The sequence below is a fragment of the Prosthecodimorpha staleyi genome (genome assembly GCF_018729455.1).
Taxonomy (GTDB): domain Bacteria; phylum Pseudomonadota; class Alphaproteobacteria; order Rhizobiales; family Ancalomicrobiaceae; genus Prosthecodimorpha; species Prosthecodimorpha staleyi.
Map to the genome: position 1 here is coordinate 155,179 of NZ_JAHHZF010000012.1, position 21,561 is coordinate 176,739.

General features: G+C 67.0%; 19 protein-coding genes. 8 read left to right on the top strand and 11 right to left on the bottom strand.

The genetic code is table 11. From position 1 onward, the window contains the following. The first annotated feature begins 47 nt into the window (after positions 1-47). The 3 genes from KL771_RS22500 to KL771_RS22510 all read left to right on the top strand — a co-directional run bounded on the left by KL771_RS22500 (position 48) and on the right by KL771_RS22510 (position 1,477). Positions 48-443, top strand: a complete 396-nt coding sequence (locus KL771_RS22500; protein ID WP_261970755.1) for a TFIIB-type zinc ribbon-containing protein — start codon at positions 48-50, stop codon at positions 441-443. 192 nt (positions 444-635) lie between these two features. Next, complete coding sequence (locus KL771_RS22505; protein ID WP_261970756.1) at positions 636-839, top strand: hypothetical protein; 204 nt, start codon at positions 636-638, stop codon at positions 837-839. Positions 840-1,000: 161 nt separating this feature from the next. Further along, on the top strand, positions 1,001-1,477 hold the full coding sequence (locus KL771_RS22510) for a hypothetical protein (protein ID WP_261970757.1): 477 nt from the start codon (positions 1,001-1,003) through the stop codon (positions 1,475-1,477). 318 nt (positions 1,478-1,795) lie between these two features. On the opposite strand, the gene KL771_RS22515 is transcribed toward KL771_RS22510, so the two are convergent. Both KL771_RS22515 and KL771_RS22520 read right to left on the bottom strand, forming a co-directional pair. Next, positions 1,796-3,169 (bottom strand): PleD family two-component system response regulator, encoded by a 1,374-nt coding sequence (locus KL771_RS22515; protein ID WP_261970758.1) that lies wholly within the window; start codon positions 3,167-3,169, stop codon positions 1,796-1,798. 56 nt (positions 3,170-3,225) lie between these two features. After that, the gene (locus KL771_RS22520; RefSeq protein ID WP_054357207.1) at positions 3,226-3,597 is read right to left on the bottom strand and encodes a response regulator; all 372 of its coding nucleotides are present in this window, start codon (positions 3,595-3,597) and stop codon (positions 3,226-3,228) included. Positions 3,598-3,718: 121 nt separating this feature from the next. Between KL771_RS22520 and KL771_RS22525 the strand changes: the two genes are divergently transcribed. Together KL771_RS22525 and KL771_RS22530 are read left to right on the top strand one after the other, a co-directional pair. Continuing rightward, positions 3,719-3,988 carry a DUF3572 domain-containing protein gene (locus KL771_RS22525; RefSeq protein ID WP_261970759.1) on the top strand — a complete coding sequence of 90 codons (270 nt, stop codon included), beginning with the start codon at positions 3,719-3,721 and terminating at the stop codon, positions 3,986-3,988. Further along, positions 3,985-4,659, top strand: coding sequence for a hypothetical protein (locus KL771_RS22530; protein ID WP_261970760.1), 675 nt, complete (start codon positions 3,985-3,987; stop codon positions 4,657-4,659). The genes KL771_RS22525 and KL771_RS22530 overlap by 4 nt, the downstream gene beginning before the upstream one ends. On the opposite strand, the gene KL771_RS22535 is transcribed toward KL771_RS22530, so the two are convergent. Then, the gene (locus tag KL771_RS22535) at positions 4,650-5,528 is read right to left on the bottom strand and encodes a hypothetical protein (RefSeq protein WP_261970761.1); all 879 of its coding nucleotides are present in this window, start codon (positions 5,526-5,528) and stop codon (positions 4,650-4,652) included. The genes KL771_RS22530 and KL771_RS22535 overlap by 10 nt on opposite strands. Positions 5,529-5,672: 144 nt before the next feature. Between KL771_RS22535 and KL771_RS22540 the strand changes: the two genes are divergently transcribed. Continuing rightward, entirely contained in the window at positions 5,673-6,974 is a 1,302-nt protein-coding gene (locus KL771_RS22540) for a DNA polymerase IV (protein WP_261970762.1), read from the top strand. A gap of 8 nt (positions 6,975-6,982) precedes the next feature. Here the strand turns inward: KL771_RS22540 and KL771_RS22545 are convergent, their stop codons facing one another. From KL771_RS22545 to prfB, 7 genes are all read right to left on the bottom strand, one after another. Next, positions 6,983-8,056 carry a lysine-2,3-aminomutase-like protein gene (locus KL771_RS22545; RefSeq protein ID WP_261970763.1) on the bottom strand — a complete coding sequence of 358 codons (1,074 nt, stop codon included), beginning with the start codon at positions 8,054-8,056 and terminating at the stop codon, positions 6,983-6,985. Between the two features lie 22 nt (positions 8,057-8,078). Continuing rightward, positions 8,079-9,599, bottom strand: coding sequence for a Ppx/GppA family phosphatase (locus KL771_RS22550; RefSeq protein WP_261970764.1), 1,521 nt, complete (start codon positions 9,597-9,599; stop codon positions 8,079-8,081). A 4-nt stretch (positions 9,600-9,603) separates the two neighbouring features. After that, positions 9,604-11,841, bottom strand: coding sequence for an RNA degradosome polyphosphate kinase (locus tag KL771_RS22555; RefSeq protein ID WP_261970765.1), 2,238 nt, complete (start codon positions 11,839-11,841; stop codon positions 9,604-9,606). A 66-nt stretch (positions 11,842-11,907) separates the two neighbouring features. After that, positions 11,908-12,657, bottom strand: a complete 750-nt coding sequence (locus KL771_RS22560; protein ID WP_261970766.1) for a DnaA/Hda family protein — start codon at positions 12,655-12,657, stop codon at positions 11,908-11,910. 4 nt (positions 12,658-12,661) lie between these two features. Next, positions 12,662-13,735 (bottom strand): AI-2E family transporter, encoded by a 1,074-nt coding sequence (locus KL771_RS22565; protein WP_261970767.1) that lies wholly within the window; start codon positions 13,733-13,735, stop codon positions 12,662-12,664. Positions 13,736-13,795: 60 nt separating this feature from the next. Continuing rightward, complete coding sequence (locus KL771_RS22570; protein WP_261970768.1) at positions 13,796-14,389, bottom strand: CDP-alcohol phosphatidyltransferase family protein; 594 nt, start codon at positions 14,387-14,389, stop codon at positions 13,796-13,798. A 249-nt stretch (positions 14,390-14,638) separates the two neighbouring features. After that, positions 14,639-15,770 (bottom strand): peptide chain release factor 2 gene (prfB, locus tag KL771_RS22575; RefSeq protein WP_261970769.1). Its coding sequence is split into 2 segments (ribosomal slippage): positions 14,639-15,700 and positions 15,702-15,770, totalling 1,131 coding nucleotides; the frame shifts between segments, so codons are not numbered across the junction. 228 nt (positions 15,771-15,998) lie between these two features. Between prfB and KL771_RS22580 the strand changes: the two genes are divergently transcribed. Together KL771_RS22580 and KL771_RS22585 are read left to right on the top strand one after the other, a co-directional pair. Continuing rightward, positions 15,999-16,892, top strand: coding sequence for a dienelactone hydrolase family protein (locus tag KL771_RS22580; RefSeq protein ID WP_261970770.1), 894 nt, complete (start codon positions 15,999-16,001; stop codon positions 16,890-16,892). A gap of 77 nt (positions 16,893-16,969) precedes the next feature. Then, entirely contained in the window at positions 16,970-18,562 is a 1,593-nt protein-coding gene (locus KL771_RS22585; RefSeq protein ID WP_261970771.1) for a hypothetical protein, read from the top strand. A 66-nt stretch (positions 18,563-18,628) separates the two neighbouring features. Here the strand turns inward: KL771_RS22585 and KL771_RS22590 are convergent, their stop codons facing one another. Further along, positions 18,629-21,106 carry a penicillin-binding protein 1A gene (locus tag KL771_RS22590; RefSeq protein ID WP_261970772.1) on the bottom strand — a complete coding sequence of 826 codons (2,478 nt, stop codon included), beginning with the start codon at positions 21,104-21,106 and terminating at the stop codon, positions 18,629-18,631. Positions 21,107-21,561 lie beyond the last annotated feature (455 nt).

Here is a 21,561-nt window from a genome sequence, read left to right on the forward strand (position 1 = left end):
ACCTTCATGACCGGAAGCTGACAGCCGGGCCGGTGCCCGGACCCGACATGGAGATATCCACGATGAAGTGTCCGCTCGACGGCGAAGCCCTGGTCATGACCGAACGCCAGGGCATCGAGATCGATTATTGTCCGAAATGCCGCGGCGTCTGGCTCGATCGGGGCGAACTCGACAAGATCATCGAGCGCGCGTCGCCGCCGGCCGCACAGCCGCCGACCCCGGCCTATCAGGGTGATCCGCGGGCCGGACAGGCTGGCGGACTGTTCGGCTCGCAGCCTCTGCCGCCGCGCGCAGAACCGTCGGGCTGGGGCCGTCGAGACGACGACGATGACGACCGCCATGAGCGACGCCACGGCGGTTACGGTCATCAGGCGCAGCACCAGGGGCAGCCCTATCCGCACCGACGCAAGTCGATGCTCGGCGAATTGTTCGACTTCGATTGAGGCGCGCCCGGCGCGCCGTCATGCGACGGACTATGGCCCCCAGGCATTGCCTTGTTTCGGCACGGAGATCCCGGCTGCCGTCCGACAGGAGGCCCCGCGGCGCAATTCCTGTCCACACCGTCCGCTCCGACTTGCCAGCCGAGAACGGATGGTCAGAATGGTCATTCGGGCAGATGGCTTTCGGGGGTTCGCATGATCCGGTTCTTCAAGTCCCTTTGGCGCAAGGTCACCGGTGGTGCCAACAAGCGTTCCGCTAAGGAACGGGCCCGGCGGAAGGAAGAACGCCGCATGGAACGCTGGAAGGCCCGCCAGGGTGCGACCGATGCGCCGCCGCCGGCACCTCTGCCCGGCCAGACGCCGCCGGCTGCCGGCGGCGGTGGTCCGTCGGCGGGCTGAAGGGCGAGGCTCCCTTCCGAACCGACGGGGGTCCTCAACGATGGATTCCGGATGCCGTCCAAGCGCAGACGGCTCCGCCCACCCTCTAAAATATCAGCTGATTGTCATTGAAGCGTACGGTTGCGTCCTCTAAATTCCTCGGGCTTCAGCCGAGGGTTGTCATGAAAATTGTGCTGGTTGCCGCCGCCGCCGTGCCGCTCGCCGCATGTTCGTCGAACGTGAACTACGTAATCCAGAACTATGATGGGGTCGTGGTCGAAGAGCATGTGGTGCCGCCGGCAGACGGTCCGCGCTACGTGCCGTCGGACAATGGGCCTGTCGACATGGCGCGCACATTTCGCATCTTCGACAAGCCGCTCGAGAATCGAATGATGATCACCGCAAGCTTCGGCGATGCGGCCGCCTATGGCTTCGTGCGCGGTCTGGTCAAGATCGACGTGAACCCGCCGGTCACCGTCTATCGCGACGCCGCCATCGACTACCTGCACAGCAAGGGCCGCGCCTGTACGCCAGTAGAGACGATGGAGTTGATACGACTGCAGTACGAGGTGCGTTACGCCTGCCAGGCGGCGGCGGCACCGGCAGCGGCAAAGGCGAAGCCGGGCAAGATGCCGGCAGCACCGGCTCCGAAGAGCTGACACGGCACTGCCAGCCCGAGACCCGGCGGCAGCTCTGCCGGGGCCGTCCCGCCGGGATGTGGCGAGGGACGGTCGGCCGTCGCGGGCCCTTACGAGGAGGCCACTCGACCCGACGACGGCCGACCACCTGCGAACCGGGATGTTTGCGGCGGCCCGGATCCGCAGGCTTGCCGGGAGAAGACGGACCCTGCGGCCTGCCTTCACCCATTCCCTGAGGACTTTCTGACAGGCGACCGAGCACCGCGCAACGCAAACGACGCGGCGCGAGGGACGAATCCCTTTGGTTAGTAAAGCGTTAAGCTTACCTCCGCCGGGCCGTCACGCGGCGTCGGAGACGACGCAGTTCCGGCCGTTGCGCTTGGCGCGATAGAGCGCCAGATCGGCGCGCTTCATGATCTGCTCGTCGGTATCCTGCACACCCTCGAGCGTGCCCAGGCCGATCGAAATGGTCACGTCGATCTGCTTCATCCCGCCCGCAATGACGAACGGGTCCCCGGCGACGCGCTGGCGCAGCCGCTCGGCCACGACCTGCGCCAGGGTGAGGTCGGTATCCGGCATCACGATCACGAATTCCTCACCGCCGTAGCGACAGCACAGATCGATGCCGCGCACGTTGGACCGCATCCGGTCGGCGAATTCGCGCAGCACCTCATCGCCGGCATCGTGACCGTGCGTGTCGTTGATCGCCTTGAAGAAATCGATGTCGAGGATCAGGATGGACAGCGGCTTGCCGCGCTCCTTGGCCTGCTCGGTCAGCGTCGCCAAGTGGGTCGACATGTAGCGCCGATTGTTGAGCCCGGTCAGGCCGTCGGTCACCGCCATCTCGATGGTCTGCTGGACATTGTCGCGCAGGTGGTCGTTGTAGCGTTTACGCCGGATCTGGGTACGGACCCGCGCCAGCAGTTCCTGGCGATCGATCGGGCGGGTCAGATAGTCGTTGACCCCGATCTCAAGCCCGCGCAGCAGGCGCGGCTGATCTTCCGGATCGACGATCAGCAGAATTGGCAGCATCCGAGTCCGATCGAGCGAGCGCAATTGCGAGCAGAGCCGGAGCGCGTCGAAATTGGCGAGTGCGAGACTGACCACGACCAGTTCGAAGGCCCCGTCCGCGGCCGTCAGCAGCGCCTCCTGCGGATTGGCCTGCAGCGTCACCGAATGGGCCGCGCCCAGCATGGCCTGCAGACGCTCGGCCGTGGAACGCCGGTCTTCGACCACCAGGATGCGCCCCTTGGCGGAGCCGACGACCTGATCGATGTCGAAATCGCCCTCGATGCTTCTGTCCCGGCTGGCCGCCGCACGCATGCGCAGCTCATCGGTCAACATCTTCAGCCGGGAGAGACTCCTGACCCGGGTGACCAGGGCCACGTCCGAGACCGGCTTGGTCAGGAAATCGTCGGCGCCCGCCTCCAGGCCCTTCACCCGATCGGAAATCTGATCGAGCGCCGTCACCATGACCACCGGGATATGGGCGGTCGCCGGATTGGCCTTAATCCGTCGGCAGACCTCGAATCCGTCCATGCCAGGCATCATGACGTCGAGAAGCACGATGTCGGGCATGACTTCGGCGCAGATGGTGAGCGCCTCGAGACCGTTCATTGCCGTGACGACATCGAAATACTCAGCCGTCAGCCGCGCCTCGAGCAGCTTGACATTGGCCAGTATGTCGTCGACGACGAGAATGCGGGCAGTCATCGTTGGCTCCGGAAGAACTGATCTTGCGTCGAGAGAAAAGTCGCCTCGACTTTTGATCAGGCATCCCCAAGATACGAGCGAACGGTTTCCAAAAACTTGGCGACCGTGATCGGCTTGGAGATATAGGCCTCGCATCCGCCCTGCCGGATGCGCTCTTCGTCGCCCTTCATGGCGAAGGCCGTCACGGCGATCACCGGGATGGCGCGGAGGTCGTCATCCTCCTTGAGCCACTTGGTCACCTCCAGGCCGGACACCTCGGGCAGTTGGATATCCATCAGGATCAGATCCGGCCGGTGCGACCGGGCGATATCCATGGCATCCAGGCCGTTGCGGGTCTGCAGCGTCCGGTAGCCGTGGGCTTCGAGGAGATCGTTGAACAGTTTCATGTTCAACTCGTTGTCCTCGACGATCAGCACGGTCTTCGCCATTCTGTCTCTCTCTACTCTGCACAAACGCAATCTCTGCCCAGCGCTCGATTTTAGTGATAATTCGTTTCGCATTGGCAAACCGGAGGTTCGCTCCGTGCGACGTGAGCAGCGACGGGATCATATGAACCATGACGAGGCCGAGGGGATCGCGATCGCGGCACTCGGTTTTCTGGCCGAACGACCCGAGCATCTCGGCCGCTTCCTGGCCGAGAGCGGGATCGGGCCGGAAACGCTGCGCGTTGCCGCCTCCGATCCGGGCTTCCTGGCAGGCATACTCGATTTCCTCATGAACGACGAATCGCTCCTGCTGGAATTCACCGAGAACCGACGGCTCCGTCCCCTGATGGTTGCCGCAGCTCATCACCGACTGTCGGGACCCCATCCGGAATGACCCTCGATCCGCACAGCCTCGATATCCTCTCCGCCATCGACGCCCTGCCCTATGGTGGTCGCCCTCTGGTCGTGTCCGATGTCGATGAAGTGGCCGTCTATTTCGTGCGCCATTTCGAGCGCTATCTGGAGCGCTCCGGCTTCCGGCTGGATGCCGTCAGCTACGGTTTGACCGGAAACATCCGTCATGGCGCCACCGACGAGGCCGCCGGGCAGGACGATGTCCGCCGTCTCCTGTTCGGCTTCTTCGACGACGAGATCGCCCACCAGGAGGTGGTCGAGGACGCCGTCGAGGTTCTCGGCCGATTGGCCGAGCGGGCCGACGTCGTCCTGCTGACCAACGCTCCGCACAAGCACCGGGAAACCCGCCGCATATCGCTGACCGCACGCGGTCTGCCCTATCCTGTGCTGACCAATGACGGACCGAAGGGGCCGGCCATGGCCCGCCTCGCGGCACGTGCCGAGGGGCCGGTGTTCTTCCTTGACGATTCGCCCTCGAATCTTGTTTCGGTGCGCGAGACCCTGCCGGAAGCCCATGTAATCCAGTTCGTGGCCGATCCGCGCTTCTTCGCCATGGCACGGGAAATCCCGGGCATGAACCTGCGCGCCAATCGCTGGGCCGAAGTCGAAGCTTACATTGCCGGCGTGATCTCGGCGCACGCTCAGCAATGACAGTCGACCATGGCCAGCCAGGCCTGCGGGTGGCGTCGGCGCTGGGTGTCGATCAGATCCATGATCTGCCGGTCCCACGCGGCCCAGGAGATGGTTGCGCCATCCGCGGGATCGCCTGATCCGGCCGGGCCGTTCTCGTGCCACCGGCCGTCGACCACCACGGCCGTGGCGCCGAAGCCCGGCGCCCAGGCGACCCAGTCCTCCAGCCGCTCGCCCGGCCCGGTTGCCGGCAGGACCGGGGCGGCCGCGTGCCAGCGGGCGGCGGCGCCACCGGCCTGCTGGCGCAGCCAGGCTGAAAATTCCCGGCCATAGGGCCGCGGCTCGGGCATCTGACGCCAGACCTCGAGCCATTCCCCCACCCGGCGATGCACCGCGTCGGCGTCGCTCAGCGGGATTCCGGCGGCCTGACTGACCTCGGCGAGCCGGACCCGCCTGCGGTCGCGCGCCAGCCTCCGCATGGTCCGCCAGTCGATATCGCCGAGCCGGGCATAGTCATGGGGAAGCACACGGTCGCGACACAGGAACGGCCTGCCGCCGCCGAGCGACCAGCCGAGCCAGCGCCCGTTGGGATTGGTGCGGTCGATCGCACGCGCTGCCAAGCCATTCAACACCAGGAGATGGCCGAAGCGGTGCGGTCCCTGGATATCGATCGCATCCGAATCGTTTAGGTAGCCCCATCCGAAGGACATGGCCACCCCTCTGAGATCACCGCCCGGCCATTCGCCGAGGCGTTCGACGACCCGATCCATCGCATCGACATCCCGCACATAGGCGTCGTTGATCCCGGTGCGCTTGAAGTCGTGGAAGGGTTGCAGCGTCGCGGCAAGGTCCGCACGCCCCTCGGGGCTGTCAGGATCGTGATCGATCACGACGGCGACCGTGAAATGCGTCACCGGACCCTCCTCGAACTGACCGGCGCCGCCGGCGCCCCGGACGCACGCCGGATGCCACTGGCCGGCGGACGCGGAAAGAGTATATTGCATCGACGCAGAAACGAAACAGGAACGAGAAGCGTGCTCCCTACCCAGAACTCAGGGGTTGAGGGCTTCTGTCGTGACTGCCTGGTCCCTTCGCGGCCGGGAGCGTGGCGCTGCGCATCCTGCGGCAGTCCCCGCCTTGTCGCCCATCCTGAACTGGATCGGCTTTCGATTGCCCATGTCGATTGCGACGCCTTCTACGCTTCGATCGAAAAACGCGACGATCCATCCTTGCGGGATGTACCGGTGATTGTGGGTGGCGGCAAGCGCGGCGTCGTCTCGACGGCGTGCTATCTGGCCCGCATCCACGGCGTCCGCTCGGCCATGCCGATGTTCAAGGCATTGGCGGCCTGCCCGCAGGCCGTTGTGATCAAGCCGAACATGGAGAAATACGTCAAGGTCGGCCGCCAGGTCCGGCAGCTGATGCTGGAACTGACGCCGCTGGTCGAACCGGTCTCGATCGACGAGGCTTTCCTGGATCTCTCGGGCACCGATCGCCTGCACCACGCCGCCCCGGCCCTGACCCTCGCCCGCTTCGCGAAGCGGGTCGAAGACGAAATCGGCATCTCCATTTCGGTTGGTCTCGCGCCGAACAAGTTCCTGGCCAAGATCGCCTCCGACTTCGAGAAGCCGCGCGGCTTCTCGGTGATCGGCGCCGTCGAGGCGCGCACCTTCCTGGCTGCCCAACCGGTCACGCTGATCTGGGGCGTCGGCAAGGCGCTCGCCGCCGAACTCGAACGCGACGGCATCCGCCGGATCGGTCAATTGCAGTCCATGGACGAGACCGCCCTGATGAAGCGCTACGGCGTCATGGGCCAGCGCCTTGCGCGCCTGTCGCGCGGCGAAGACGATCGCCGCGTCACGCCCGACCGTGAGGCCAAGAGCGTTTCCGCCGAGGTCACCTTCGACGACGACATCGCCGCCTTCGCGCGCCTGGAGCCGATCCTGCGCCGGCTCTCCGAAAAGGTCTCGGCGCGGCTGAAGAAGGCCGGAATCGGCGGACGCACCGTCACCGTCAAGCTGAAGACGCAGGATTTCAAGACCGTCACCCGCAACCGGAAGCTATCCGATCCCAGCCAATTGGCCGACCGCATCTTCCGTGCCGGCCGGGACCTGGTCGAGCGCGAATGCGACGGCCGTGCCTTCCGGCTCATCGGTATCGGCGTCGCCGATCTGGTGCCCGCCGAGGCCTGCGATCCGGCCGACCTGGTCGACGAGGGGGCGGGTCGGCGCGCCAAGGCGGAACGCGCGATGGACGCGGTTCGCGCCCGGTTCGGCGGCGAGGCGGTCGAACTCGGCCTCATCTTCGGCATCGACCGGCGCGGCCGCGACCGATAGGCACCGCCTCAGTCCGGCACGCCGTCCGAGCCGTCACGATAGTCATGCGTCGCCCCATGCGGATCGGTCACCCGATAGAGCCCGGGCCCGGCTGATGCCACGTAGTCCGGACCGACCGGCACCTTTCCGTATCCGCCCGGGATGTCGAGCATGTAGGTCGGCTGGGCGATCCCGGTCAGACGGCCGCGCAGGGTGCGCATCAGCGACCGGCCCTCGGCGAGGGAAGTCCGGAAATGGCCGGTACCGCGTGCGCGGTCGAGATGGTGCAGGTAGTAGGGTTTCACCCGAAGCGCGACCAGAGACCGGAACAGATCCTCCAGGATCGCGGCGTCGTCGTTGATGCCCTTGAGCAGGACGGTCTGGGCGAGCAGCGGGACCCCCGCCCTGCTCAAGGCGCGGATCGATTTCTTCGCGTTTTCCGTCAGTTCTGAGGCATGGTTGACGTGCAGCACGAACCAGATCGCAGCTCGTCGGTCGAGCAGGTTCAGCAAGGCCGGCGTGATTCGGGCCGGGTCGACGATCGGTATGCGGGTATGGAAGCGGACCACGCCGACATGATCGATGGCGTCGAGCGCATCAAGGATCCGGCCGATCCGCCGGTCCGACAGGACCAGCGGATCACCGCCCGACAGGATCACTTCGAACAGGCCCGCCTCTGCACGGATGCGGTCGAGTGCGGCTGCAAGCTCGGCCTCGCCGAGGCCCGGATCGCCGCCGACCGTCTCGCGCCGGAAGCAGAAGCGGCAATAGACTTGGCACAGATGGGTCGGCTTCAGGAGCGCCCGGTCCGGATAGCGGCGGATCAGTCCGGGTGCGATTTCATGCGCACCGTCGCCGATCGGATCGGCAACCTCGTCCGGCGCGATATCGAGTTCCGCCGTCCCGGGCACGAATTGGCGGGCGATCGGATCGGAAGGATCGGCCGGATCGATGGCTGCGGCCATCTCGGCGGTGATCCGCAGGGAGAATTCCTGCGTCACCCGCTCGACGGCCGGCGCCGCTTCCGGCGCAACAAGCCCGCGTGCGACCAGATCGGCGACGCGGACGACCGCAGGCGGCCGCTGCTGGACCTCGCGGGTCATGGGGTCAGACCTCCGGCGCGGCTCAGGCGACGACTTCGACGGCAGCGTCCAGTCCACCGAGCTTGGCCAGTTGGCGCAGGCGGCGCTGCAGCACCTCGCCATCGAGTTCGGCGAGATCGCGCGGCAGGGTCATGACGAGCGTGCTGCCGCGGGCCGCGACACCGACCAGCGGGATGACGCCAGGCATCGCGGCCGAGAGGATATAGGCGACCCGAAACGCCGCGCCGAGGCAGCGGGCGCGCTCCTTCAGCCGCACCGAGGCCAGTTCCCGGATGCGCGGGCTCAGCGCATCGTCGATCAGACCCATGTGCCGATAGTAGCTTGCCAGGGCCAGGAAGGCCCGGCCGGGATGATCGACGCCGATGAAGGCCGCATGGGCGATCACGTTGAGGCTCTGCTCGCCGCGATAGTCGGGATGGGCCCGCCAACCGATGTCGGACAGAAGGCAGGCCGCGTTGCGCAGCCGCTCCTCCTCGGCGGTCTCGTCGATGCCGAGCGCACGGAATACGGCCCCCGTCCAGGGGCCGAGTTCAAGCGCATGGCGCGGGGATCGCGAGCGCAGGATGGCCAGTTCCTCGGCTGCCGCCATCAGCGGATCGAGCCGTTGTTCGTCCGGCGCCAGCCGTTCGAACAGCAGGCCTTCGCGCAATCCCAACGCCGAGAGAATGATCGCGCTGGGCTTGCCGATCTTGATGATCTGCGCAAGCACCGTGGCGCCATAAGGCAGCAGGTCGCGCCGTTGCTTGGAGATGACCTCGATCCGGTCGAGCGCCTCGATGTCGCCGCGCGCCACCATCCGGCAGAAGTCGAGCGCTTCCGCCGCCGGCAGCGAATATTCATGCATCACATGCAGCGGATAGCCGGTCTGGAACATGTGCAGACGGGCCAACGAGCGCCAGGTGCCGCCGACCGCATAGAAGGGCCGCCCGGCGCCGCGGGCGAGAACGTCGGAGGACTTGAGGATGTCCTCGGCGATCTTCTCGGCCTTGCGCGCCGATCCTTCGGCAGCCTCCGACAGCCGGATGCCGCCGAGCGGAAAGGTCCGCCCCTGGCCGAGTTCCGTGCCGTTGACCTCGACCAGTTCCAGGCTGCCGCCGCCGAGATCGCCGGCGATGCCGCTCGGCTGGTGCATCCCCGAAACGATCCCGAGGGCCGCGAAATAGGCTTCCTCGGGTCCGCTCAGGACGCGCACGGGCACCCGGCAGATCCGCTCGAGTTCCGCAACGAAGGCGGCCCCGTTGGCCGCCTCGCGCGCCGCGGCGGTGGCAAGCACATGCAGTTCGATCGCGCCGGACTGGTCGGCCAGATGCCGGAACCGGCGCACGGCGGCCAGTGCAGCCGTCACCGAACCGTCCGAGAGGCGGTTGGTCTTGCCCACGCCTTTGCCGAGGCCGGCCAGGACCTTTTCGTTGAAAAGCAGTGTCGGCGACCGGCAGAGCCGCTCGTAGATGACCAGACGGACCGAATTCGAGCCGATGTCGATGACCGCGATCGGACCGCGCCCGCTCAGTCGACCGGGCGCAACCTCAGTGCCGGGGTGCACCGCCTCAGGAGCGGTGATTTCGCCCGGCGATCGATTTGGGAGAATTGGATTTGAGTGATTTTCCACGGCCGGACAACGACGGGTTGGTCATGAAGTATTTATGGGCGTTGAACGGTTCCTCGCCCGCCGCCGGTACGATGCGCTCGTGCCCGCCATCCGGAAGGAGACGCCAGCTCTGCTGATTGTCCCGCAGGTTGGCGACCATGATCTGGTCCAGCACCTGCTCGTGGACGGTCGGGTTCGTCAGCGGAGCGAGCGCCTCGACCCGACGGTCGAGGTTGCGCGGCATCAGGTCGGCCGAGCCGATGTAGACGATCGCCTGCGGCGAGGGAAGCCCATGGCCGTTGCCGAAGCACAGGATACGGCTGTGTTCGAGGAAACGGCCGACGATCGACTTAACCCGGATATTGTCGGACAGACCGGGGACGCCCGGCCTGAGGCAGCAGATGCCGCGTACGACGATGTCGATCTGGACGCCGGCCCGGCTCGCCTCGTAGAGCGCGTCGATAATGCGGGGATCGACCAGCGAGTTCATCTTCGCCCAGATCTGCGCCGGGCGGCCTGCCTTGGCGTGGGCGATCTCGGCTTCGATATGCTGCAGAATGCGCGGCCGGATGGTCAGCGGCGAGATCGCCATCTTCTCCAGTTCGTGCGGCTGAGCATAGCCGGTGATGTAGTTGAAGATCTTCGAGACATCACGGCCGATCGTCGGGTCGGCGGTGAAATAGCTGAGGTCGGTGTAGATGCGCGCCGTGATCGGGTGATAGTTGCCGGTGCCGATATGGCAATAGGTCGCCAATGTGCCCCGTTCCCGGCGGACGACCAGCGACAACTTGGAATGGGTCTTCAGCTCGACGAAGCCGAACACGACCTGCGCGCCCGCGCGCTCCAGATCCCGCGCCCAGCGGATATTGGCCTCCTCGTCGAAGCGCGCCTTGAGTTCGACGACCGCCGTGACCGACTTGCCCGACTCGGCCGCCTCCGACAGAACCTTGACGATCGGACTGTCCTTGGAGGTCCGGTACAGGGTCTGCTTGATGGCGACCACATCCGGATCGCGCGCCGCCTGGCTCAGGAACTGGACGACGACGTCGAACGATTCGTAAGGATGGTGGACGATCAGATCCTTCGCCTTGACCGCCGCGAAACAGTCGCCGCCGAATTCTTTGATCCGCTCCGGAAATCGAGGCTCGTAGGGCGTGAACTTGAGCTCCGGCCGCTCCACGCCGACAAGCTGCGACAGCTCGGTCATCGCAAGCAGACCTTCCACCTGGAAGATGCCGTCGGAAGCGACGCCGAGGGCCCGGGCGACGAAGGACTGCAGACGCTCCGGCGTATGCGCCTCGATCTCCAATCGGATGACCGAACCGCGACGCCGCCGCTTCAGCATGGTCTCGAACACCCGGACCAGATCCTCGGCCTCCTCCTCGATCTCGATGTCGGAGTCGCGGATCACCCGGAAAGCGCCCTTGCCGCGCAACTGGTAGCCCGGGAACAGGCCGGCAATGTGCAGGCCGATCATGTTCTCGAGGCTGATGAAGCGGCGGATGCCCGGCTCCGTCTCGCTCGCCGGCAATTCGATGAATCGGTCGATCTTGGGGGGAATGCGGATCAGCGCCGTCATGGTCGCGCTGCTGCCGATCTTGGCCAGATCGAGCACCAGCGAGAAGCCGAGATTGGGAATGAATGGAAAGGGGTGCGCCGGATCGCAGGCGAGCGGCGTGAGGACCGGGAAGACATGGGTCAGGAAATACTGGTCGAGCCAGGCGCGGGTCGCCTTGTCGAGCGACGACCCATCGGCGATGACGATCCCGACGGCCGCGAGTTCCGCCCTCAACTCACCCCACAGCCGCTGCTGCTCGTCGGTCAGCGCCTCGGCCGCCTCCCCGATCCGGGTCAGTTGTTCGGCCGGCGTCAGCCCGTCGTCCGACCGCGTCAGAATGCCGGCCCGATGCTGTTCGATCAGCCCCGAAACGCGCACCATGAAGAACTCGTCCAGATTGTTGGCCGAGATCGACAGAAAGCGCAGGCGCTCCAACAGCGGATGGTTGGTGTTGGCGCTTTCTTCGAGGACGCGCCGATTGAAGGAGAGCCACGACAGTTCGCGATTGACGAAGCGATCGGGACTGTCGAGCGGAATGGACGGTACCGGTGCCGGCTGAGGCACCGCAGTCGCCTCGGCGGCGGGCGCGGTCTCGCTGTTGCGCCTGCGCGAAGGTTTGGTCTCGACCGTCTCGTCCATGCTTCGTCCCCTCCTGCGGCGCCGGTTTCGGAAACCCGGTCCGACGCGCGCGAAACTATCCGTACTTTATGACGGATTGTGTTCATCCGGCTCGGTTTCTTCGAGACCCGGCAGATGCGGCTCGCGCGACCAGGCATCCGCGATCAGGCGTGCCGCGAGCGGTCGCGTGATCGGCGCCTTCGCGGCGAGCGCCGCGCGGTCGATGCGCTCGACCGTGCGCACGGCCGCACCATAGGAGCGCTCGATGCGCCGGGCCAGGAAGCGGACGACCTGCGGGTCGACCATGGTCTGCCGGTCCGCGAAGAGCTTGCCGATCACGGCTTCGAGCAGGTCATCGTCCGGCTCCTCCAGGCGGACCGGCGTCGCCGCGCGCAGGCGCGAGACGAGATCCGGCAGGCCGAGCCCCCAGCCGACCGGCTCCGCGCGCGACGTGATCAGAACCGGGCTGCCGGCCTCGCGCGCAGCATTGAGCAGATGGAACAGCGCCGGCTCGTCGACCCCGGGGCCGGCATCCTCGACCGCCACACCGCCGCGCGCAGCAAGCGCGACGGGATCGATCGTACCCAGATCGCCCGCGGGCAGGATGGTGGCGGCCGCAGCCGCAGCCCAGATCGTGGCGAGATGGCTCTTGCCGGCCCCCTCAGGACCGCTCAGCAGCACGACCGGGCTCGGCCAGTCCGGCCAGGCCAGGACCAGATCATGCGCAGCCGCGTTGGCAGTCCCGACGATGAAGTCCTCCATGCCGAAGCGCGGTGCCGCGGCCAGAGCGAGCGGCAGCTGGCGGGGATTCGACGGGGGTGCAGGTCCGGTCGGCATCGGTTCAATCGTCGCCGGTCGCCGCATAGAGCGGGCTGGCGAGATACTGATGGAGGGCAAAGCGCGCGAGAACGCCGATCGACGCCGCCGCCGGCACCGCGACCAGCATGCCGACGAAGCCGAGCATCGAGCCGAAAGCGAACAGGGCGAACAGCAGCCAGACCGGGTGCAGTCCGACATTCTTGCCGACCCAATTGGGCTGCAACACGGAACCCTCCAGCACCTGGCCGGCGCCGAACACGGCGAGCATGACCAGAATCCACTGCCACTCGGGCCAGAACTGGCCGAAGGCGATGACGATCGAGGCGATCAGCCCGATGCCGAAGCCGACATAGGGGATGAAGCCCAGGATTCCGGAGAGAAGCCCGATGAACAGGCCGAAATTGAGTCCGAGCAGCGTCAGACCGGTCGCATAGAAGGCGCCCATGGCGATGCAGACGGAAATCTGACCGCGTACGAAGCCGGCCACGGCGCCATCCATCTCGTGGGCGAGCCGGCGCACGGTCGGCCGATGGCGCGGTGGCAGCCAGGAATCGACCTTCGAGATCATGCGGTCCCAGTCGAGCAGCATGTAGAAGGTGACGACCGGGGCGATGACCATCAGCGTCACGACCGAGACCAGCGCCTGTCCGCCGTTCCAGACGGAATGCAGGATGCCGGCAATCCAGCCGGCGCCCTGGCTGAGCGAGGACCCGAGCAACGCCTCCAAGTCCTTGGCGTTGGTGCCCATCAGGCGACCGAGCCGTCCCTCCATCGCCTGGGAGAAGAAGGACTGCAGCCGTGTCGCGTAGGACGGCAGCAGTTGGATGAAGCCGCTGATCTGGTTGGCCAGCAACGGCACGACCAGGATCAGAATGACGACCAGACCGAGGATCAGTCCGAAGACGATGACCGCCGTTGCCATGCCCCGTGAGAGGCCGGCCTTCTGCAGCCTGTCGGCAACCGGATCGAGCAGATAGGCGAGCGCCATGCCGGAGACGAAAGGCAACAGGACGCCGGAGAAGAGCCACAGAAACAGGATCAGGACGAACAGGGCCGCAAACCAGAACTGGATCTGTCGCGTCAGGCTCAACGGCATCCCTCCCCGCCCACGGCGCCGTCCCGCGCAGGTCGCGGCGCAACTCGATCCGTCACCGCCTTACCGGGGATCCGGCCACGACGTCCCTGCCCCCGACCCGGCTTCGCTGTCCGCCGACATGGCCCTGAGCCAGCCGACCAGATAGGCCGCGCCGGAGCCGACCGTCAGCCCGGCGACGATCCAGAGCCCGACTGCAACCAGAGGAAGCAAATCCACCGCAAAGGCATGATCCCCCAGAATCGTAGCGGCGAGCAAGATCTGCGCCGTTGTGTTGATCTTGGAGATCATCAACGGGCGCACCTCGACCGGCCGGCCCATCACCCAGGACAACAGGAATGCGCCCACGATCAGAAGATCGCGCGACACGACCAGAATCACCAGCCAGCGCGGCAGCACGCCTTCGATGCCGAGCGTCACATAGATGGCGACCAGCAGGGATTTGTCGGCGATGGCATCCAGATAGGCGCCGAGACGCGTGCGCAAATTCCAGCGCCGCGCGATCCAACCGTCGACGCCGTCCGAGGCGCCGGCCAGGACGAACAGCCAGAACGCCAGATCGAGCCGCTGCTCGGTGATCGCAACCACCACCATCGGCACGGCGATCAACCGCGCGACCGTGATCAGATTGGGCAGCGTGACGTTGGAATAGACCATGGCGGACCCGAACGGCGACCGACACGGCCGCACCCCTTGAGATGGCCCCGACGGCGCGGCATTCCAAGATCACAGACTTATGACAGAGACCTGCCGCGACCGCCAATCCGGGCTTGGCCGGTCCCGCCGTCGCACCTGCCGATCGTCGACGCCGCCGATCCGGCCCGGAGCCGCGCAGGCCGTCGACAAGGCGACGTGCTACGGCCCCGGAGGCGGCATCGCGCCGCCCATCGGGACCGCCGGTACGGTTCACTCGATATCCGCCACCGCATCGACCGCGCCACCGGAGACGCGAGCCGCCAGAGAGGCTTCCATGAACGGATCGAGATCGCCGTTCAGGACCTTGGCGGGATCGGTCGACTGCACGCCCGTACGCAGATCCTTCACCATCTGGTAGGGCTGCAGCACATAGGAGCGGATCTGGTGGCCCCAGCCGATTTCGGTCTTTGCGGCGGCCTCGGCGCTGGCCTTCTCCTCGCGCTTCTTCAGTTCAACCTCATAGAGGCGCGCCCGCAGCATGTCCCAGGCCTTGGCCCGGTTCTTGTGCTGCGACCGTTCCGCCTGGCAGGCCACAGCGATGCCGGTTGGAATATGGGTCAGGCGAACGGCCGAATCGGTCGTGTTGACGTGCTGGCCGCCGGCACCGGATGAACGGTAGGTGTCGACGCGAACGTCCGATTCCGGAATCGTGATCTCGATGGAATCGTCGATCACCGGATAGACCCAGACCGACGCGAAGCTCGTCTGGCGGCGCGCATTGGCGTCGAAGGGCGAGATGCGGACGAGCCGGTGCACGCCCGATTCCGTCTTCAGCCAGCCATAGGCGTTCGGCCCCTTCACGAGCAGGGTGGAGCCCTTGATGCCGGCACCTTCACCGGCGGTATATTCGATGATCTCGACCTTGTAGTCGTGCTGTTCGGCCCAGCGCATGTACATGCGCATCAGCATCTCGGCCCAATCCTGGGATTCGGTGCCGCCGGCGCCGGCATGAAACTCGACATAGGTATCGAAACTGTCGGCCTCGCCCGAAAGCAGGGCTTCGATCTGCCGGCGTTGCACGTCCTGACCGAGATGCTTGAGCTGTTCCTCGGCCTCGACGATCGTGGCCTCGTCGTTCTCGGCCTCGCCGAGTTCCAGCAGCGTCAGATGGTCGTCGAGCTCGCGCCCGATGCCACGCACGACATCAACCGATTTCGCGATCTGGTCGCGCTCGCGCATCAGTTTCTGGGCAACGGCGGGGTCATTCCAGAGATTCGGATCCTCGGCCCGGGCATTCAGCTCGTCGAGCCGCTTCAGTGCGACATCCCAGTCAAAGATGCCTCCTCAGCAGGCTGAGAGCCTGCTTGATCTCGTCTACGATGGTCTGGATTTCGGGTCTCATCGATCTCGTCCTGGGCGTCGCGCCTCCGGCACCGGTTGGCTTCGGGCGGCGGGCCGCGACCATACCGATGGCGTTGCCGCATTGCAATTGCGCGGCGCGGACCGAAACCGACTGCGAATGATCGAGTCGTCCGTTCGCCTCCGCTTGACGCCACCGCGCCCATGCCGCGATGCTTCCGGCCGCGATGCTCGGCCGGTCCGTCATCGCCAGGAGGGGAGCCGCGCCGCCATGGCCGACAGCATGTCCGGACCGCGACCGGCAGGACGGCATCGCTTCCGGGCCGCGCGCGCGGCCATCTCGGCCTGTGCGCTCGTGCTGGCGCTTGCCGGTCTGGCTCGGGCCCAGGACCGACTGTCCGAGACGGTGCGCATTCCGCTCGACCGGATCGAGATGACCACCGAACTGCATCGTCCCGCGGGCCCCGGCCCGTTCCCGGTGGTGGTCTTCGCCCATGGCCGTCCGGTCGACCATCACGGGCGCACGGCCCTCGCGCGCTCCATCCCGCGCGATCAGGCGACATTCTGGGTCCGACGCGGCTTCGCCGTGGTGGCGCCGTTCCGTCCGGGCTACGGGCCGACCGGCGGCACTGACGTGGAGGCGCTGCATGCGCGCAACTGCGAGCGTACGCCAGACTATCGCCGCATCGCGGAGGCGGCCGGACGGCCGGTCGAGGCCGCGATCGCCTGGGTGCAGCAGCAGCCCTGGGCCCGCCGGGATCGCATCCTGCTCGTCGGGACGTCGGTCGGAGCGCTGGGCGTCCTGGCCGCAGCGACGCGGCAGCCCGAGGGGGTTGTCGCCTATATCGACTTCTCCGGCGGCGCCGGAGCCCTGCCCCGGCATTCGCCCGGCCGCCCGTGTCGTCCCGACATCGCAACCGCCCTCTTTGCCGAATACGGCCGTTCAGTCCGCATTCCCGGCCTTTGGCTCTATGCCGAAAATGATCTCGCCTGGGGGCCGGACGTTCCGAAAACCTGGCACAAGGCCTTCGCCGAGGGCGGTGCCCGCAGCTCCTTCGTCATGACGCCGGCGGTTCCCGGCGTCGACGGCAACCTGCTGATGCTGCGCGGTCAGAAACTCTGGGCGCCGATCGTGCGCGGCTTCATCGCCTCGCTCATGTTTTGAAAACCGTCTCCATAAGCCGGATGGCAACACCTGCCGGCCTATGGTCTGCCGCGCTCCGCACCGATCCGGCAGAGACCATGACCGCAAGCCCAGCCACCTTTGCCGCCTCGCCCCCACCGCGCCCTGCCGTCGGCGCCTCGTTGCCGTCGGCCGCCAGGTCCGGGCTGCAGGTGGAGGCCGGACTTGCGGCCCTGCTTCTCGCGCTCGCCGGACTTCAGATCGCGCATGGCATGGCGACCGTCTTCCCGCTCGACGATGCCTATATCGTGCTCCACAACGCGCAGGTTCTGCTCGCCGGGGGCGTCGATGCCAGCTTCTCCGAAGCGTCGGCCCTGGTCGGCTCGACCAGCCCGCTGCATCTGATCCTGGTTGCCGGTCTCGGGCGGATCATGCCGCTGCCGGTCGGCCTCACGCTCCTCGCCTATCTGGGTGCCTTCGCCTATGGCTGCGGCCTGATCGCGGCCGCCCGGCGCAGCGGCGCGCGCGGGGCCGGCGCCTTTGCCTTCGCGCTTGCCGGGCTCCTCGCCGCCCACAGTCCGTTCCAACTCCTGAACGGGCTGGAGACCGGCCTCGCCATGGCGGCGGTCATCTGGGCGCTGGTCCTCTACGGCGATGCGGCGACCAGCGCAGCACGGCGATGGCTGCTCTGGGTTCTGATCGGCATCCTGCCGGTCCTGCGTCCCGAACTCGCCGTGCTCGGACTGTTGCTCGGCGCCTGCGATCTCTGGCGGATGCGCGACGAGGCCGGCGGCGGGACATTGGCTGCCGTCCGTCGGGTCCTCCCCTGCGCCTTGGCCGCCGGGCTGATCGTCGCGCCGTTCCTGATCTGGCAGTGGGTCGATACCGGCACGGTGCTGCCGGGAACCATCGGCGCCAAGAAAGCGTGGTTCGCGGAAACCGACCTGCCGATCGGCCTCAAGGCGCGCTCATTCGTGACCGACGCGACACAGTTCCTGGCCGGCTTCGGGCTGACGGTCCTGCCTGCACTGCTGCTTCTGCCGGTGACGGCTGCCGGTCGCATCGGCGCCGTCTTTGCCGCGATCGTGCTCACGCTCTATTTTCGCGAGATGCCGGGCGGCCTGTCGCACAACGAGCAGCGCTACCTGCATGTCTTCGCGCCGGTGGTGATGTTCGGCGCGGCCGGGTTGTTCTGGGCCGGGCCGGAACGGTTCGGCGCCCTCGGGCGCATGCCGAACGCCGTGGCGGCGGTGCTCGCCCTTCAGGCCGCCCTGCTCGCTCTTCCCGGGCTGGCGCGCTACCGCGACGCCACGGCCTTCACGGCCGGCGATCTCGACCGGATCGCCCGCCATGCCCGCGAGGCGCTGCCGGCGAATGCCCGCCTGCTGATCCACGATGCCGGCTACATCGCCTGGGCGACATCGTTGCCGCTCATCGACATGGTCGGATTGAAGACCCCGTCCAGCATTGCCGAGCACCGCGCCCTGACATTGCCGAGCAACGGCGTGCGGCGCGGCGAAGCCATCGCGCGGATCGCGGCCCGCGGCGCCGTCAGCCATGCAATCGTCCTCGACGACTGGAACGAACGCTTCGGCATCGTCGACGGATTGATCGAGGCGGGCTGGACGGTGGCGCCGACCGGGCCGGCCGGCGCCTATCGGCTCTATCGCCTCACGCCCCCCACGGTCGCCGCCGCCTCGCCGGCTCCGTAGAATGCGCGCGCACCGGACGGCCCGACCGCGGACGCAACGCAAGACCGGGTCTGGCTGCCTGCCCGGTCAGTAGAGCCCACCCGGCTGGAGACCGCGCTCCTGTTCCGGGGTGACGCGACGGGCGCGCGAGAACTCGCCCTGCTCGTATCCGATGATCGAATAGTTGTCCGGCGGGGCAGTACCGGGCTTGAAGGCCTCCATGATCGTCTCCGGATCGCCCGGCGAGGCCTTGAGACCGCTCTTCCGGTTGATGGCGATCAGGCGGATGCCCGGCGGCACGCGGAACGGCACGGCCGGCTTGTCCTTCAGCGCCTCGACGAAGAAGTCCTTCGCGATCGGGGCCGCCGTGTGTCCGCCGGACTGGCCGCGACCGAGCGGACGCGGCTTGTCGTAGCCGACATAGACGCCGACCACGAGGTCCGGCGTGAAGCCCATGAACCACACGTCCTTCTCGTCGTTGGTCGTGCCGGTCTTGCCGGCGACCGGCTTGCCGACCTCGCGCAGCACGGTCGCCGTGCCGCGCTGGACCACGCCCTCCATCATCGACGTGATCTGATAGGCGGTCATCGGGTCGAGCACCTGCTCGCGGTCGTCGATCAGCTTGGGCTCCTCCTGGGCCGCCCAGGCGCTCGCCTCGCAGCCCTGGCAGATGCGCGGGTCGTGCTTGTAGATGGTCTTGCCGTAGCGGTCCTGGATGCGGTCGATGAAGGTCGCCTTCACGCGGCGGCCGCCATTGGCGATGGTCGCGTAGGCCGAGGTCATGCGCAGCACGGTGGTCTCGCCGGCGCCGAGCGACATCGACAGCACCGGCGACAATTCGTCGTAGATGCCGAACCGCTTGGCGTATTCGACCACCAGCGGCATGCCCATGTCCTTGGCGAGCCGCACCGTCATGGTGTTGCGCGACTGCTCGATGCCGACGCGCAGCGTCGAGGGGCCGTAGAACTTGCCGGAATAGTTCTCCGGCCGCCACGGTGCCGCGCCGACGCCCTGGCTGATCTCGATCGGCCCGTCGAGCACGACGCTCGACGGCGTATAGCCGTTGTCGAGGGCGGCCGAATAGACGAAGGGCTTGAACGAGGAGCCCGGCTGCCGCCAGGCCTGGGTGGCGCGGTTGAACTCGCTGTCCGAGAAGGAGGCGCCGCCCGCCACGGCCAGGACGCGCCCCGTATGCGGGTCCATCGCCACCAGCGCGCCGGAGACCTCCGGGAACTGGCGCAGACGGTAGCCCTGCCGGTCGCCGCTGCCCGTGCCGGCCTTCTCGACCAGGATCACGTCGCCGGGCTGCAGCACCTGCGCGGCGGATTTGATGCTCTGGCCCTTGCGCGGACCGTCGGCCCATTTCGCCCATTTCAGCTGATCGGCGGCGATGAAGCCGCGCTCGCGCTGCGTCGAGACCGTGCCGCCGAACAGCTTCGGCGGCTGCAGGCCGATGATCGCCTCCTGGTCGACAACCGACAGCACCACCGCCGCGCGCCATTCCGGCATGTCGGCGAGCGTCTTGACCTCGGCGAGCTTCGGGCCCCAGTCGCCGCCGGCCAGATCGATCTTCGAGATCGGCCCGCGCCAGCCCTGATCCTGGTCGTAGTCCATCAGGCCCTTGAGCAGCACCTTGCGGGCGATGACCTGCATCTTCGGATCGAGCGTGGTGCGCACCGACAGGCCGCCCTGGTAGAGGCCCTTCTCGCCATAGCGCTCGGCGAGCTCGCGGCGGACCTCCTCGGCGAAATAGTCGGAGGCGAAGAGATGCGGGCCGGTCTGGCGGGGAACCACCGTCAGCGGTTCCTTCTTCGCCTTGTCGGCCTCCTCACGCTTGATGTAGCCGTTCTGCGCCATCAGATCGATGATGTCGTTGCGGCGGCCGACCGCACGCTCGGGGAAGCGGAATGGGTGGTAGTTGTTCGGCGCCTTCGGGAGCGCGGCCAGATAGGCGCATTCCGCGATGGTCAGTTCGTGGACCGACTTGTCGAAATAGAGCAGCGAAGCGGCCGCGACGCCGTAGGCGCCGATGCCGAGATAGATCTCGTTCAGATAGAGCTCGAGGATCTGCTCCTTGTTGAACGCCTCCTCGATGCGCATGGCCAGGATCGCCTCCTTGGCTTTGCGCTCGACACTCTGCTCGTTGGTCAGCAGGAAGTTCTTGGCGACCTGCTGGGTGATGGTCGAGGCGCCCTGGGCACGCTTCTTGCCGCCGCGCAGGCGGTCGGAGACCAGCGTATAGACGGCACGCGCGATGCCTTCGGGATCGACGCCGCGATGCTCGTAGAAATTCTTGTCCTCAGCCGAGATGAAGGCGCTCTTGAGCAGCTGCGGAATCGCCTGCGAGGGCAGGAACAGCCGGCGTTCATGGGCATATTCGGCAATCAGGCTGCCGTCCGAGGCGTGTACCCGGGTCATCACCGGCGGTTCGTAGTTGCGAAGGCCCGCATAGTCGGGGAGATCCGACGCCACATAGCGATAGGCCAGGACTAGGCCGCCGGCGATGATCAGCGTCACCACGGCACCCAGCCCGAACAGCCAGCCGAAAAACCTGAAGATGAACATGCCGCCGGCATTCTCCCCGTTCGCCGGGCCCGCAGGGTCGGGATCGCGCCCGCCGCGTCGGAACCGACTTCCATATTCCGCCTGCCCAGCCGCCCCGAATCCACGGAACTCGAGCCTTCGATACCCGAGAAACCGGCCCGCGACGCCTGCGAAGCCAACTGCTCCCGGCGCCGCCGACCAGACCGGCGCATGCACGGACCGGACCCGGACCGGCCATGCCCTCGAATAATCCCTTAGCGCAGGACGGGCGCCGGCGAAATCACCGAAACGCCGGATCCCCCGCCTTGTCCCGAGCGCCCAGCCGGGCGACCTCGCGACCGAGCCGAACCCCGACAACCGCCGCGTGGCGCCGCCTGCCCCGCCTTGCGTCCGGCCATCTCCTTCCGGGAGACTGCGCGCGCCACCGCCCGGACCGACGCCCCGCGGTCAAGCACCGATCGGCTGCCCGAAGCGGG

Bases quoted from the DNA above. Each gene is read 5' to 3' on its own strand.
- KL771_RS22545 (WP_261970763.1), bottom strand. From the start codon at position 8,056: ATGACCCGCGAGGTCCAGCAGCGGCCGCCTGCGGTCGTCCGCGTCGCC.
- KL771_RS22570 (WP_261970768.1), bottom strand. From the start codon at position 14,389: ATGGTCTATTCCAACGTCACGCTGCCCAATCTGATCACGGTCGCGCGG.
- KL771_RS22590 (WP_261970772.1), bottom strand. From the start codon at position 21,106: ATGTTCATCTTCAGGTTTTTCGGCTGGCTGTTCGGGCTGGGTGCCGTG.
- KL771_RS22525 (WP_261970759.1), top strand. From the start codon at position 3,719: ATGAACCATGACGAGGCCGAGGGGATCGCGATCGCGGCACTCGGTTTT.
- KL771_RS22520 (WP_054357207.1), bottom strand. From the start codon at position 3,597: ATGGCGAAGACCGTGCTGATCGTCGAGGACAACGAGTTGAACATGAAA.
- KL771_RS22505 (WP_261970756.1), top strand. From the start codon at position 636: ATGATCCGGTTCTTCAAGTCCCTTTGGCGCAAGGTCACCGGTGGTGCC.
- KL771_RS22580 (WP_261970770.1), top strand. From the start codon at position 15,999: ATGGCCGACAGCATGTCCGGACCGCGACCGGCAGGACGGCATCGCTTC.
- KL771_RS22530 (WP_261970760.1), top strand. From the start codon at position 3,985: ATGACCCTCGATCCGCACAGCCTCGATATCCTCTCCGCCATCGACGCC.
- KL771_RS22585 (WP_261970771.1), top strand. From the start codon at position 16,970: ATGACCGCAAGCCCAGCCACCTTTGCCGCCTCGCCCCCACCGCGCCCT.
- KL771_RS22515 (WP_261970758.1), bottom strand. From the start codon at position 3,169: ATGACTGCCCGCATTCTCGTCGTCGACGACATACTGGCCAATGTCAAG.
- KL771_RS22555 (WP_261970765.1), bottom strand. From the start codon at position 11,841: ATGGACGAGACGGTCGAGACCAAACCTTCGCGCAGGCGCAACAGCGAG.
- KL771_RS22560 (WP_261970766.1), bottom strand. From the start codon at position 12,657: ATGCCGACCGGACCTGCACCCCCGTCGAATCCCCGCCAGCTGCCGCTC.
- KL771_RS22510 (WP_261970757.1), top strand. From the start codon at position 1,001: ATGAAAATTGTGCTGGTTGCCGCCGCCGCCGTGCCGCTCGCCGCATGT.
- KL771_RS22565 (WP_261970767.1), bottom strand. From the start codon at position 13,735: ATGCCGTTGAGCCTGACGCGACAGATCCAGTTCTGGTTTGCGGCCCTG.
- KL771_RS22500 (WP_261970755.1), top strand. From the start codon at position 48: ATGGAGATATCCACGATGAAGTGTCCGCTCGACGGCGAAGCCCTGGTC.